The organism is Arthrobacter sp. B0316-1-20 (assembly GCF_059091865.1).
The window spans coordinates 85,681-98,346 of record NZ_JBNHHC010000006.1 but is presented as its reverse complement, the minus strand read 5'-3'; the positions used below and the strand labels follow the sequence as shown (position 1 = coordinate 98,346).

12 protein-coding genes are annotated in these 12,666 nt (G+C 72.3%); 2 read left to right on the top strand and 10 right to left on the bottom strand.

Features of this window, described 5'->3' with window-relative positions; translation table 11 throughout:
• Positions 1-216 precede the first annotated feature (216 nt).
• The gene (locus AC5RW2_RS11830) at positions 217-540 is read left to right on the top strand and encodes a hypothetical protein (RefSeq protein ID WP_494000780.1); all 324 of its coding nucleotides are present in this window, start codon (positions 217-219) and stop codon (positions 538-540) included.
• A 12-nt stretch (positions 541-552) separates the two neighbouring features.
• On the opposite strand, the gene AC5RW2_RS11825 is transcribed toward AC5RW2_RS11830, so the two are convergent.
• Genes AC5RW2_RS11825 through AC5RW2_RS11815 form a run of 3 tightly spaced genes read right to left on the bottom strand, consistent with a single transcriptional unit; the run spans position 553 to position 4,345 of the window.
• Positions 553-1,410, bottom strand: coding sequence for a glycosyltransferase family 2 protein (locus AC5RW2_RS11825; protein WP_494000781.1), 858 nt, complete (start codon positions 1,408-1,410; stop codon positions 553-555).
• Positions 1,407-2,951, bottom strand: coding sequence for a D-glycero-beta-D-manno-heptose 1-phosphate adenylyltransferase (gene rfaE2, locus AC5RW2_RS11820; RefSeq protein WP_494000782.1), 1,545 nt, complete (start codon positions 2,949-2,951; stop codon positions 1,407-1,409). Before rfaE2 ends, AC5RW2_RS11825 begins: the two co-directional genes overlap by 4 nt.
• Positions 2,948-4,345 (bottom strand): aldehyde dehydrogenase family protein, encoded by a 1,398-nt coding sequence (locus tag AC5RW2_RS11815; protein ID WP_494073957.1) that lies wholly within the window; start codon positions 4,343-4,345, stop codon positions 2,948-2,950. The genes rfaE2 and AC5RW2_RS11815 overlap by 4 nt, the downstream gene beginning before the upstream one ends.
• Positions 4,346-4,731: 386 nt before the next feature.
• On the opposite strand from AC5RW2_RS11815, the gene AC5RW2_RS11810 reads away from it, so the two are divergent.
• Positions 4,732-5,922, top strand: coding sequence for a glycosyltransferase family 9 protein (locus AC5RW2_RS11810; RefSeq protein WP_494012951.1), 1,191 nt, complete (start codon positions 4,732-4,734; stop codon positions 5,920-5,922).
• On the opposite strand, the gene AC5RW2_RS11805 is transcribed toward AC5RW2_RS11810, so the two are convergent.
• The 7 genes from AC5RW2_RS11805 to AC5RW2_RS11775 all read right to left on the bottom strand — a co-directional run bounded on the left by AC5RW2_RS11805 (position 5,888) and on the right by AC5RW2_RS11775 (position 12,660).
• Positions 5,888-6,589: an SDR family oxidoreductase gene (locus tag AC5RW2_RS11805; RefSeq protein WP_494000785.1), complete on the bottom strand. Its 702-nt coding sequence runs from the start codon at positions 6,587-6,589 to the stop codon at positions 5,888-5,890. The two genes, AC5RW2_RS11810 and AC5RW2_RS11805, sit on opposite strands and share 35 nt — an antisense overlap.
• 67 nt (positions 6,590-6,656) lie before the next feature.
• Positions 6,657-8,018 carry a PfkB family carbohydrate kinase gene (locus AC5RW2_RS11800; RefSeq protein ID WP_494012952.1) on the bottom strand — a complete coding sequence of 454 codons (1,362 nt, stop codon included), beginning with the start codon at positions 8,016-8,018 and terminating at the stop codon, positions 6,657-6,659.
• Positions 8,015-8,800, bottom strand: coding sequence for a D-sedoheptulose-7-phosphate isomerase (locus AC5RW2_RS11795; protein ID WP_494024278.1), 786 nt, complete (start codon positions 8,798-8,800; stop codon positions 8,015-8,017). The genes AC5RW2_RS11800 and AC5RW2_RS11795 overlap by 4 nt, the downstream gene beginning before the upstream one ends.
• On the bottom strand, positions 8,797-10,059 hold the full coding sequence (locus tag AC5RW2_RS11790; RefSeq protein WP_494073956.1) for a glycosyltransferase: 1,263 nt from the start codon (positions 10,057-10,059) through the stop codon (positions 8,797-8,799). Before AC5RW2_RS11790 ends, AC5RW2_RS11795 begins: the two co-directional genes overlap by 4 nt.
• On the bottom strand, positions 10,056-11,060 hold the full coding sequence (locus AC5RW2_RS11785; RefSeq protein ID WP_494073955.1) for a glycosyltransferase: 1,005 nt from the start codon (positions 11,058-11,060) through the stop codon (positions 10,056-10,058). The genes AC5RW2_RS11790 and AC5RW2_RS11785 overlap by 4 nt, the downstream gene beginning before the upstream one ends.
• Positions 11,057-12,124, bottom strand: coding sequence for a glycosyltransferase family 9 protein (locus AC5RW2_RS11780; protein WP_494073954.1), 1,068 nt, complete (start codon positions 12,122-12,124; stop codon positions 11,057-11,059). The genes AC5RW2_RS11785 and AC5RW2_RS11780 overlap by 4 nt, the downstream gene beginning before the upstream one ends.
• Positions 12,121-12,660: a D-glycero-alpha-D-manno-heptose-1,7-bisphosphate 7-phosphatase gene (locus AC5RW2_RS11775; protein ID WP_494073953.1), complete on the bottom strand. Its 540-nt coding sequence runs from the start codon at positions 12,658-12,660 to the stop codon at positions 12,121-12,123. Before AC5RW2_RS11775 ends, AC5RW2_RS11780 begins: the two co-directional genes overlap by 4 nt.
• Positions 12,661-12,666 lie beyond the last annotated feature (6 nt).

The following is a 12,666-nucleotide window of genomic DNA, read 5'->3' as shown; positions in this document are numbered from 1 at the left end:
ATCTGGATACTCCCTTACGCAACTGCCAGTCTAACGACGACGACGCTGCACGGCTAACCGGCCGCGGGCGAATCCGGGGCGGCCGGGACGGGAACGCCCCGCCGGAGGGGGTTGGACTCCTGCGGCCTATGCACCGCATTTCGGCTGTGACAGGCTGGGGGCCCGGGCCGCCGCCGTGATTGACCGGCGGCCGACAGCGCCGAAAGGAGCACCGCCATGTCCTATTACCTGGAGTACACCATTCCGGCCGCGCCGGACGGGGAAAGCTTCGAGTTCCCGGTCAGCGACGAGCACCGCGGCTATACGGTCCCGCTCAGCGAAACCGATGCGGAAATCGTCCGCACCGACCAGTTGCCTGCCCGCAGCGAGGTGTTCGGGGCCTCGCTGGCCGAGGCCAAGGAAGCGGCGGAGTCCATCCTGTCCAACAGCAAGGCGGACGCGGCGCAGCTCTACGACGATCCCGACGACTCGATGCAGCCCGGGGCGGGCACGCTGGTCGCCAGCTACACGGTCGGCGGCGGGTGGCAGGAAGCGGGATAGGTTGCGCCGGGGCTAATCCCGCAGCACCACGTCCGCGGCTTCCGTGGAGCGATCGGTGACCGTGGTGGGCGATTCCAGGTGGACGGCGCCGGATGGCAGGATGCCGGCACCGCCGTAGCGTTCCATGACCCTCAGCTGCGCCACCACGTCTTCCCCGGCGTGGGCCGGCGGCAGTTCCTGCCAGAATCCGAACCCGCCGCACTCCAGCAGCGCGCTCCGACGGTACAGCACGCAGCCGCCGGCCCACGCGATCTTGTACAGCCGCCAGCCGCCGTCCGGAATGCCCAACCCGGCGGCGATATGCGTCAGGTTTGCCGCGTTATGCAGCTGCCAGCGGCCGAACCGGTGGTCCTCGCGGCGGATGCGCTCGGGCCGCACCGGGCCGTCCCACAGTTCGAAGGGTTCCTGCTCCCCCGGCCGCACGTCGTCCAGGTAGGACATGCCCTGCACCGCTGCACCGATAAATCCGCAGCCCGCCTCCCGAATGGCCGCCGTCATCCGGACCAGCATGCCCGGTTCCAGCCACACGTCGTTGTCCAGGAACAGCACGAGTTCAGCCGTGGCAAGCCGGAGCAGGAAGTCGCGCTGCTCGGCCAGCCCGCGCCGGGGCAGATTCCGCTCCAGCCGGACCGGACGCCCCTGGGCTTCCAGCACCCGGATCATCGCCCCGGCGGCCGGGTGCTCCCAGGCGGGGGCGCCGTCGGTCTGGTCGCTGACGATGACCGAGAACTCCGGGCCGTCCTGCGCCGCCAACCCGGCGAGCGTCACCGCCAGCTCCGCTTCCCGGCCATAGCTGGGCACCAACACGTCCAGCTCCGGCCCTGTTTCCGGTGGAGCCAGGGCCCAGCTGGCCGAACTCCTGCGGCTCACGCCGAATCAAGTCCCGAGGCCGGATTCGCTCCCGCGGCCGGGGCGGGACCTGTTTCCGCCGGGGGCGCCGAGCCGCGGATCCGGCGGACCACCGCCGTGGTGGAGTGGTCGGACACATAGTCCAGGATGCAGACCTCGCCGCCGCAGGCTTCTACCACCGCCGTTTCCTCGAGCATCTCCGGAGAGTAGTCCCCGCCCTTGGCGTAGATGTCGGGCCGGATCGCTTCGATCAGCGGGATGGGCGTGTCCGTGTCGAACACGGTCACGTAGTCCACACAGCTGAGCGCGGCGATGATGCCGGCCCGGTCGGCGGCCGGGTTGATCGGCCGGTCCGGCCCCTTCAGCCGCCGGGCAGATGCGTCGCTGTTCAGCGCCACGACCAACACGTCGCCCAGTTGCTTGGCTTGGTTCAGGTAGCGGGTGTGGCCGCGGTGCAACACGTCGAAACACCCGTTCGTCAGCACAATGCGCTTGCCCGAGGCCCGCTCGGCGGCGATCGCCTGCCCGAGCGCCTCCGCATCCAGGGCCGCATCGGAGAAGGTGCCCAGGTGCGAGGCGAGGTCGGTAGTGCTGCAGACCGACGTGCCGCGCCGGCGCACCACGACGTCCGCGGCGGCCTGGGCCAGGTCCAGGCTGGTGCTCAGCTGCAGTCCCGCGGCCCGCGCCAGAGTCAGGCAGGCCACGTAGGTATCGCCGGCGCCCGAAGCCTGCTTCTCGGTGACCGGGGTGGCCCACGTGCGGTGGGTCCCGCCGTCGGGCGTGAGCAGGAAGGAGCCGTCCTTGTCCAAGGTGACGACGGCGGCGCCCGCCCCGGTCGCCTCCAGCAGTTCCCCGGCGTGATCGGCTATGGCGGCGGCTCGGTCCGTGTCGGGATCCAGCGTCACGCCCAGCAGCGCGGCAGCTTCGGCGGCATTCGGCGTGACCAGGTCCGGCGCAACCTCCGACCAGGGCCGCGGGTCGTGGGCGTCGACCACCAACAGCCGGCCGCCGCGGTGACGGGCCAGCACGCTGCGCACGGCACCGCCCAACGCGCCGGAACCGTAGTCGCAGACCACCACGGCGTCGCTGCCGGCGAGCGCGTCCGGAACTGCTGCGGCCAGCCGCTCCTGCGCCGCTTCCGGCACCCGCTCCGTGCGCTCGTCCAGCCGCAGCATGATCTGGTCGCCGCCGATGATGCGGTACTTGGTGGTGGTCAGGACGTCCTCGTGTTCCACCAGCCCCGAAATGTCCACCCCCGCACCCTGCAGGAGGGCAGCGAGCCGTCGCCCGGCGTCGTCCCCGCCGACCAGGCCGAGAATGCGCACCCGGGCGCCGAGTGCGGCGAGGTTCATGGCCGTGTTGGCGGCGCCGCCCGGCGCGTACTCCCGCCTGGTCATGTCCACTACCGGGGCGGGGGCTTCCCGGCAGAACCGTTCGATCCGGCCGCTGAACCAGCCGTCCAGCATCACGTCACCGACCACGGTGACCCGCGGGGCGGCCTCCGCCAGCCGGGACGGCAGCCAGCCGGCCAGCCCGGAAACGTCCGACAGGGGCGTGCTCATGGCCGCACCCCGCCGGGGAGGCCCACGTGGACCACCTTCACCGCACAGAACTCGTCCAGCAGTTCGGGGCCGTAGCCGAAGCCATCGCCGCTGTCCCGGCGGGGCTGCGCGGAGCCGCCCGGGGCGCCCCCGAAGACGGCGTTGACCTTGACCGTGCCCACCTGGAGCGCGGCAACTGCCCGGTGCGCATGCTCCAGGTCCGCGGTCAGCACCGTCGCGGCCAGGCCGTACCGGCCCTCCGCCGCCAACTGAAGCCCGTCGTCGAAGCTGTCCACCACCCGGACCGGCGCCACCGGGCCGAAGGTCTCCTCCTGCATCACGGTCATGCGGTCCGTGCAGTCCAGCAGCACGGTGGCCGGATAATGGGCGCCCGGCCCCTCTGGCACCGAGCCGCCCTCGGCGGCCGTCGCCCCGAGCGCGAGCGCCTCGGCCACCTGGGCGTTGACGCTGTCCCGGAGCCTGCGGTCCACCAGCGGCGCCATCGCCCCGCCGTCGTTGCGTTTGCGGGCCTCGGCGGCGAGCGCCTCACAGAACGGGCCCGCGACGTCGCGGTGCACGTAGACGCGCTCCACCGACGTGCAGATCTGGCCGCTGTTGGCGAACGCCCCGATGGCCGCCTGCTCCGCCGCCCATGCCGGATCCACGCCGGCGTCGACGATCAGCGGATCGTTTCCGCCGTTCTCGCGGATGACATGGGCGCCGGTGAGCGCCGCGGCCCGGGCAATCCTGGCGCCGGTGAGGCTCGATCCGACGTGCGCGATCACATCGACATCCGGGTGGCCGGCCAGCGCCGCCCCGACCGCCGGGCCGCCGGTCAGCGTGGTCATGACCTGCGGCGGCAGCACCTCCGAGAGAATCCGGCCGAGCAGCTCACCCAGATGCGGGCAGCGTTCGCTAGGCTTGTGCAACACCGTGTTTCCCGTCGCCAGGGCGGCACCCAGCAGCCCGGCGGCCACCGCCACCGGATCGTTCCAAGGCGTGAGCACTACGGCCACGCCCCGTGGTTCGTTCACGGTGTAGTCGGCGGCAAGCGAACCGCCGCGCAGGCTTCGGCCGCGGTGCACCGGGCCCAGCTGGGCGTACTGGCGCAGGGTTCCGGCCCCGGCCAGCACGCCCTCCAGGGCTTCATGTTCCGGCCGACCGGTCTCCCGCGCGTTCATCGCGGCCAGCTCCTGCGAGTGCTCCTGCAAGGCCGCCGCGGCCGCTTCCAGCAGTTCGCCGCGGGCGGCAGCGTCGGTGGCTGCCCAGCCTGATTGGGCCGCCTTGGCGGCGGCGACGGCGGCCCGCACCTCGTCTGAGCTTGTTTCCTCCAGCACGCCCACCAGGCTGCCGTCCCGCGGGTCGTGCACCTCCAGTAAGGCAAGGTCCCGGGCGGTATCGGAATCGGTGGTCATATTGCTCCTCCCCTCCAAGGCGGCCTGGGCCTGCCCATTGGTGTCTGGCCAAAGTCCACTGTCACGCGGCGGCGGTGCAGTGCCCATCGCGGGCGCGCAACACCGGCAACAATGCGTGGTACTGGTTCCCTACCCCCCATCGCGCGGTTTCAGACACGCCGCCGGTTTCAGACACGCTGCCGGTTTCAGGACGCCCGGTGCGGGCGGTTCCTGCGGGCCGGTTCCTGCCTCCGGTCCCGGTTCCGGCTCTGGCCAGCGGCTCGAATGCACCTTAGGGTGAAGTTCACGAGGGGCCCGCGGGGGCGGGCCCAGGGGGTTGCGGCAGGCACGGCACCCGCGCGCCGGGTGGCTGCGCCGCAGGCGGAACGTTAATCCAGGAGGTGGAGATGGCTGGTTCTCCCACAGGCGGCGCCGCTTTCGGTGGCCAGAGGCTCAGTACCGAGGCCCGGCATGGCCGGGGCATTGGGCCGGTGTTGGAGCCCTTCGAGGGGGTGCGGAAGATTGCGGTGCTCCGGGGCGGAGGGCTGGGCGACGTGCTTTTTTCGGTTCCGGCACTCGAGTCGCTGGCTGCCGCCTATCCCGAGGCCAGCGTGACCCTGCTGGGCACGGAGGCCCATGCCGCCCTGTTCCGCGGCCGGCCGGGCCCGGTGCACCGGGTGGAACCGCTGCCGTTCGCGCACGGGGTTCGCCCGGGGCCGGAGGATCCGCAGGCCATCGCCCGGTTCCACCAGCGGATGCGCGGCGAGCAGTTCGACCTGGCCGTGCAGCTGCACGGCGGCGGCCGGAACTCGAACCCGTTCCTGCTGGAACTGGGCGCACGGCACACGGTGGGCACCCGGACCCCGGACGCGGCCGCGCTCGAGCGGACCATCCCCTACCTGTACTACCAGCACGAGGTGTTGCGCGCGCTGGAGGTGGTGGGCCTGGCCGGCGCGGCTCCGGCCGCGCTGCAGCCGGAACTGCAGCCCCTGGCCGATGAAGAGGCATTGCTGGCCGGGCTCCTCGAGGAAGGCCGGCCGTCGCTGGTGACCATCCACCCGGGCGCCACGGACCCGCGGCGGCGGTGGCCGGCGTCGGAGTTCGCCCAGGTGGCCGCATGGGCGGCCGACGACGGATGCCAGGTCCTGGTGGTAGGCGATCAGTCCGACGTGGCGCTGGCCGAGGAGGTTGTGGGCCTGGCCCGCGGGGCGTCCGGTGCCGGCGGCGGGGGCAGCATCGAGTCCGTGGCCGGCCGGCTGGAACTGGATGAACTGTCCGCCGTGCTGCGTGCCAGTGACGTGATGGTCGGCAACGACAGCGGGCCGCGGCACCTGGCGCAGGCGGTGGGAACGCCCACGGTGGGCATCTACTGGGCCGGCAACATGATCATGGCCGGGGCGTTGGGCCGGACCCTGCACCGGATCCACATGTCCTGGATGACGCAGTGTCCGGCCTGCGGCTCCGACCTGACCCAGGTGGGCTGGACCGCCGGACGCTGCAGCCACGAATTCTCCCTGACGGACCAGGTCCGCGCAGAGGATGTCTACGCGGACCTGCGCGAGCTTAGGGCCACGAGTCTTCTTCTTCGTGGCAAATGACCATCTCGCGCACCTCGCAGCCCTTCGGCTGTGACAGCGCGAAGATGATGGCATCGGCCACCCGCTCGGGATCGTTGAGCCGGGAGTCGTCCTGCGGCTTGTACTGTTCGGTCCGGTCGTCGAAGAACCTGGTCTTCATGCCGGCCGGAATCATGGTGGTCACTCCGACCTGACCGCGGGTTTCGGCCGCCAGCGCCCGGCTGAAGCCGACCACGCCGAACTTGGAGGCGCAGTAGGCGGTGGCGTCGGAGACGGCCTTGATCCCCAGCGACGAGGCGACCGTGATGACCCGCCCGTGGGAGGACATCAGATGCGGCAGGGCCGCGCGCACCACGGAGACGGTGCCCATCAGGTTGACCCCGATGACCTTCTCCCATTCCTCGGCCGGCACGTCTTCCAGGCGCCCGCAGCGGTCGATCCCGGCCGCCGTCACGACGGCGTCCAGCCCGCCGAGGGTGTCGGCGGCCTGCTGCACGGCCGCCTCGACGGCGGCCCGGTCGGCGACGTCCACCTCGATGCTCTTGGCCCGACCCACCCGGCTGACGTCACGGTCCAACACGACCGGCGTGCCGCCGGCGGCGAGGACCGCCTCCACGACGGCGGCTCCCAGGCCGGAGCCTCCGCCGGTGACCAGGACGCGGCCGGGGTTCGTTGGGGCAATGCTCATGGTTTCCTCCTCAGGTTCGGGATTCTTCAGTTCAGGGCGCGCCGGATCTGCGGAGCAGTCCGGCGTGTCAGCCGACCTTGGCCAGGGCGGCGGCCAGGCCGGTGGTGGAACGCGCCGGGTAGTAGGGCACGGTGACGGTTTGCCCGCCCCAGGATTGCAGCAGGCGTGCTTCCGGCAGCTGGTCCGCGGTGTAGTCCCCGCCCTTGACCCAGATGTCCGGCCGCAGCCTTTCCAGCGCCGCTTCGGGGGTGGCTTCGTCGAAGACCAGCACCGCATCCACGCACTCCAGCGCCAGCAGCAGTTCGGTGCGGTCCTCCTGGTTCATGATCGGACGCTCTTCGCCTTTGAGGCGGCGGACCGAATCGTCCGAGTTGAGACAGACGATCAGGCAGTCGCCCAGCTTCCGGGCGGCGGCCAGGGTTCTGGCGTGCCCGGCGTGCAGCAAGTCGAAGCAGCCTCCGGTGGCTACCACCGTGCCGCCGGCTTCGCGGGTCTGCGCCGCGACCCGCATGGCGTCTACCCCCGGACCGCGCAGCTGGACCGGGGCCGTTTCCCGACGAAGCGATGCCACCCCGCCTGCGGCGAGGAAGGCTGCCGCCTGCCCGACGGCCTCTTCCACCGCCTCGGCCAGCGGCCGTCCGGAGGCCAGCGCCACCGCCAGGGAGGCGGCAAACCGGTCCCCCGCGCCGCAGGTGTCGGCCGGGTCGAGCGTGGGGGCTGGTACGGCCTGCGGCAGGCCGCCGTCGGCTTGGATCAGGGCCCCTTCCCCGCCCAGCGTGACGACGACGGCGCGGCTGTTCCAGCGTGTACGCAGTTCCGCCGCGGCCAGCGCAGCCTCCCGGGTCCCGCTGTCCCGCAATCCGGCGATCCGCAGGGCTTCGGGCAGGTTGGGCGTCGCCGCGGCCACGCCCTCGACCGGGACCGGGCCGGCCGGGTGCGGATCCCATACCACGGGGATCCGGTGCACGAGCGAGGCCAGGGCGTCGCGCAGCCCGGGTGCGGCCGCCAGGCCGCGGCCGTAGTCCGCCACGATGATGGCGTCGGCCGTTTCGAGCGCGTCGAGCATGTCCGGTGTCGGTACCGGCACCGGCGCCGGGGCGCAGCCTTCGTCGACCCTGACCACCGACTGCCCGCCGGCACGGATCCGGGTTTTCACCGGCGTGGGGGCGCCGGATGGCCCGGCGACCACGCGGACGCCGTCCAGGGCGTCGCGCAGCCGGGAGGAAGCGCCGTCGTCGGACAGTGCCGTGACCAGGAGGACGTCCCGGCCGTCGCGGGCCAGCATCCGTGCCACCAGCCCGGCTCCTCCGGCGCGGTAGGTCGTTTCGGCCGCGTCAACCACCGGCACCGGTCCGTCCGGGCTCAGCCGGGTTGCCGCACCCTCCACGTCCGCGTCCAGCAGTACGTCACCCACCACCACGATCCTCATGGCCGGCCTCCCTGCCCGCGCCCGCCCGCGGCGCCTCCCTCTAGACGCGCCACCTCGGCGTCGAACGCCCGGCAGAGGGCATGCAGCGCCATCAGGTGCCCCTCCTGCACATTGGCCGGCAGCGCCTCCACTGCCACGTAGTCGTCGCACAACTCGGTCAGCGGATTCGGCGCCTGGCCGGTCAGCGCCCAGCAGGTCACGCCGATGCTGCGGGCAGCTTCGGCCGCGCGCAGCAGGTTCCCGCTCTTGCCGCTGGTGGTCAGCAGGAGCAGCACGTCGCCGGCCCGCCCGTGGCCCAGCACCTGCCGGGCAAACAGCTGGTCGAAGCCGTAGTCATTCGAGATGGCCGTGACCGCCGAGGTTTCCGCGTGCAGCGAGATGGCGGAGAACGCCCGGCGTTCGCCGTCGAAACGGCCCACCAGTTCGGCGGTGAGGTGCTGGGCTTCCGCCGCGGAGCCGCCGTTGCCGGCCGCCAGCAGGCGCGCGCCGCCCGTCAACCGCCGGGCCAGCTCCGTCCCCCAACCGGCCAGCTGGCCGGCCTGGGCGCGCAGCGACTCCACCGCCGGTGCCACCGCCTGCAGGTGCGCCAGGACCGCGTCCACCGCTTGGGTCCCGGCCGGCTCCCGGCCGGTCGCCGGCACCGGGACCAAGGCGGGCCCCGGTGCGGGCGGCCGCAGGTAAGCCTCCGTGCCGGCCGGGCCGGCGGGGTCGGCTGGGGCCGCGGCGGTGGCGAGTGCCGTGGTCCGTGCTGCTGTCTTGGCCATGGCGGCTGGGCGCTTCACAGTGCTTCCCCTTCCAACTGCCGGACGCCGGCGGCGACGGCGCCCGCGCTCCTGCTGACCGCCAGGTGATAGGCCTTTTCGGTGTCGGCGGCCACCCGGTCCCAGGAGTAGCGGTTCCGCACGCGCTGCTGGCCGGCGCGGCCAAGGTCGCGGCGCAGCTGGGGATTCGCCAGCAGCTCGGCCACGGCTTCGGCCACCGCCTCCGGGTCCCGCGGCGGCACGTGCAGGCCGGTCTTGCGGTCCACCACGGTGTCGATCAGCCCGCCGACCGAGGCCGCGACCACCGGAACGCCGCACGCCATTGCTTCCAGCGGAACAATCCCAAACGGTTCGTACCACGGCGCGCAGACGACGACGTCGGCGCTGCGCAGCACCGCAGGGATTTCTTCCCGGGGCAACTGGCCGCGCAGCACCAGTTGGTCTTCCACGCCGAGCTCACGGGCGAGGCCTCGCAGCCGCTGGGCCTCGGGGTCGGCCGCCAGCCCGGTGGCACCGGAGGCGCCGCCGACCACGATCAGTTCGACGTCGTCCAGTCCCCGGTCCTTGAGCAACCGCAGGGACTGGACGGCCAGGTCGATGCCCTTGCGCGGAACCAGGCGGCCCAGCGTGACGATGCGGTGGGTGCGGCCGCGCGGTTCGACCTCCCCGTCGGCCTTGAAAAGTCCCAGGTCCACGCCGCAGGGGGCAATGGAAATATTGCCGCGCGGGATGTCCATGGCCGCCAGTTCGAACACTTCGTCCGAGCACGTCGCGATGATCCGGTCCACGCTGCGGCCGACGGACGGTTCCAGCCAGGCCCGTTCGGCCGGGCTGGTGTCCTGCGCGCCCTGGTGCCGCCGTTTCACGGTGCCGAGCGCGTGGAAGGTCTGCAGCACCGGCACCTGGGGGCTTCCCGGGCGGCGCGCGGCGTCGAGGGCCGCCACCCCTGACATCCAGAAGTGCGCGTGTACGAGATCCGGCGGGCTGTCCGCCCAGTCGGCGCTGATCCCGTCGGCCAGCTGGCCCATGTAGGGCAGCAGCTCATCCTTGGCGACCGGTTCGGGCGGTCCGGCGTTGACGTGGACCACTTCCACTCCCGGCCGCATCGTGACGCGGGCGGGAAGCATCGGATCGTCGCGGCGGGTGTAGACGCTCACGCTGTGCCCCCGCCGGGCGAGGGCGGCGGAGAGGGCCGCTACATGCACGTTCTGGCCGCCGGCGTCCACACCACCCAGCGCCGCCAGCGGGCTGGCATGTTCGGAAACCATCGATATCCTCACGGCTCTCTCCTCTCGTTGGCGGCAATGAACCGTCCGGCGCCCGTGGTCGTCTCTGCCAGCAGGCTGTCCCAGTTGTCCAGGAATGCCTGCAGCCCGTAGTTCCGCAGCGCCGCCTCGCGCGCGACTGCTCCGCGCGCAGCGGCCTCGTCCGGGTCCTTCAGCAGCCGGGCCGCTTCGCGGCGCAGCTGGTGCACATCGGACGAGATGGCGCCGGCCTCCGGCGGCACGGCCCGGGCGGCCTCTGTGCTGGCCAGCACCACCACCGGCATGCCCAGATGCATGGCTTCCAGCAGCGCCAGGCCCAGCGAGGTCCAGCGCAGCGGGTGCAGGTAGAGGCGGCAGCGGGCCAGTTCGGCGTGCAGCAGCGGACCGGGCAGGTCGCCGCGCACGCGCAGCTTGTCCGGGCCCAGCCCGGTGGCCGCGCCCAGCTGGTCGGTGCCCATGCCGAACACGTCCAGCGGTCCTGCCTCGGCAAAGGCCGGCAGCAGGTCCGTTCCGGTCACCCGCCAGCGGCGGACCGGCTCGTTGACCACCACGCCCTGGCGTTCCAGTTCCCCGGTGTAGAGCGGACCGGGATCCACGATGCCGTGCTCAATCACGGTGGTCCGGGCTGTTCCGCAGTCCCAGAAGAGGCGGTTGAAGTGGGTGACATGCACGACGGTCATGTCCTGCTGGTCGGCCAGCGGGTGAAGCGAGTTGGGCACGTCCCCCTTGGGGGTGTTGTGCTCCAGGAACACCGCCGGGATGTCCCGTCCCGGCCGGCGACCCAGCAACCGCTCGCATTCCTCGATTTCCTCGGGCCGCTGCAGCACCACGACGTCGGGTTCTTCGTCCCGCAGGCGGTCCGGGTGCACGTCCCGGACCGACGACGGCCAGTCGCGGCCGGCGCGGCCCAGGCCCCACGGCCCGCCCTCCGCCGTCGCGGGCAACAGGTATTCGTGGCGGCCGCGGACAAAAGCGTCGGTCCAGCCGCCGTGGACATGCCAAAGCAGGATCTTCATGCGTTCCTCGTCTTTCTCCTGGCGGACAAGTACGTCACGCCGCGGGTCAGCCGCTGTACAGCCTCGAGCACTTCTTCGGGGGCCACCTGGGACAGGCAGGGATGGCCGGGAACCGGACAGTTGCGCGCCCGGCTCAGCCGGCAAGGCGCCTGCTGGTCCCCGAGCAGCTCCACCGGGACCTTGTACGGTGCCCAGCGGACCGCCGGAACCACCGGCGCAAACAGGGACACGACCGGCGTGCCCACGGCCGCGGCCAGGTGCGCCGGCCCGGTATTTCCGGTCACGACGGCGGACGCGCCGGCCAGGACCCCCGCCAGGCTCCGCAGGTCGGTCTGCCCGCCCAGGTCCAGCGAACCGGGAACGGCGACGGTGGCCGTCAGTTCCTGCTCCTGCGGGCCCCCGGTGACCACCACCCGGTAGCCGGCGCCGATCAGCAGTTCGACGGCGGCGGCGTGGTGCAGGGGCGGCCACGCGCGCGCCGGGACGGAGGCGCCGGGGTGCACGGCGATGTAGGGTTCGCCGCCGGTCAGGTCGGTGGTGTCCGGAATGCCTTGTACCTGCAGCCGGCCGTCGTCGTCGTGCGGAAGCCGGTACCCGGCGGCCGCGGCGATCTGCAGCGCCCGTTCGGCCTCCGGCTGGTCCTCCGGGAAGTCCTCGCCGGGGCGCAGCCGCTGATCCAGCAGCGACCCGGCGTAATCGACGGACGCGCCGGTGATACGTTCGACGCCGGCCAGCCGCAGCAGCAGCGCCAGCGGCAACGGCGACTGGTGGAAGGATGTGAGGATGACGGCCTCGGAGATCTCTGAGGCCCGGACCCAGTCCGTCAGCGCGGCCACGTGCTCCCGGGTCGCCGGTGGGGCGGGGTCGACGATCCACGGGCTGGCCCAGCTGAACACGCCTGCGACGCCGGGCAGCAATTCCGCGGCGGCTTTGCCCTGCGGGCCGCACAGCATCATGACGTCGCGCGGATTGCCGTCGTGGCCTGCCGCAACTGCCCGCACCGCCGGGCCCGCCAGCAGTACGTCTCCGACGCTGTCCAGCCGCGCCACCAGTACGCGGCTCATCGCCGGCCCTCCAGCAGCAGCAACACCGCGGCGGTGAGGTCTTCGGCGACCATGGCGGCGGCCTCGACCTCTTCGCGCCGGGTCACCGGGGTCGGTACCAAGACGCCGGTGGCGCCGGCGGCGGCAGCGGCCTCGACGTCGGCCCCGATGTCCCCGACGTAGGCCACCTCCTCGGGAGCGAGCCCGAGCCGGCGGCAGGCCGCAAGGATCATGCCGGGCTGCGGTTTCCGGCAGGGGCATCCGTCGTCCGGGTTGTGCGGGCAGATCTCCCACACGTCAAACGGTCCCAGCAGCTCTTCCACCCGCCGGTTGACGGCGTCGACCTGTTCCCGGCTCAGCAGGCCCCGGCCGATGCCTGATTGATTGGTGAGCACCCCGCAGGGCAGCCCGGCGGTCCGGACCGCGTCAACGGCCGCCCGGGCGCCGGCTACCGGCCGGACCTTCGCGGGGTCCGGGTTGTAGGGCACGTCCGTGACCAGCGTGCCGTCCCGGTCGAAGAGGATGGCCCGCAGCGGGTGTGCAGCAGTTGTGCTCATACCAGC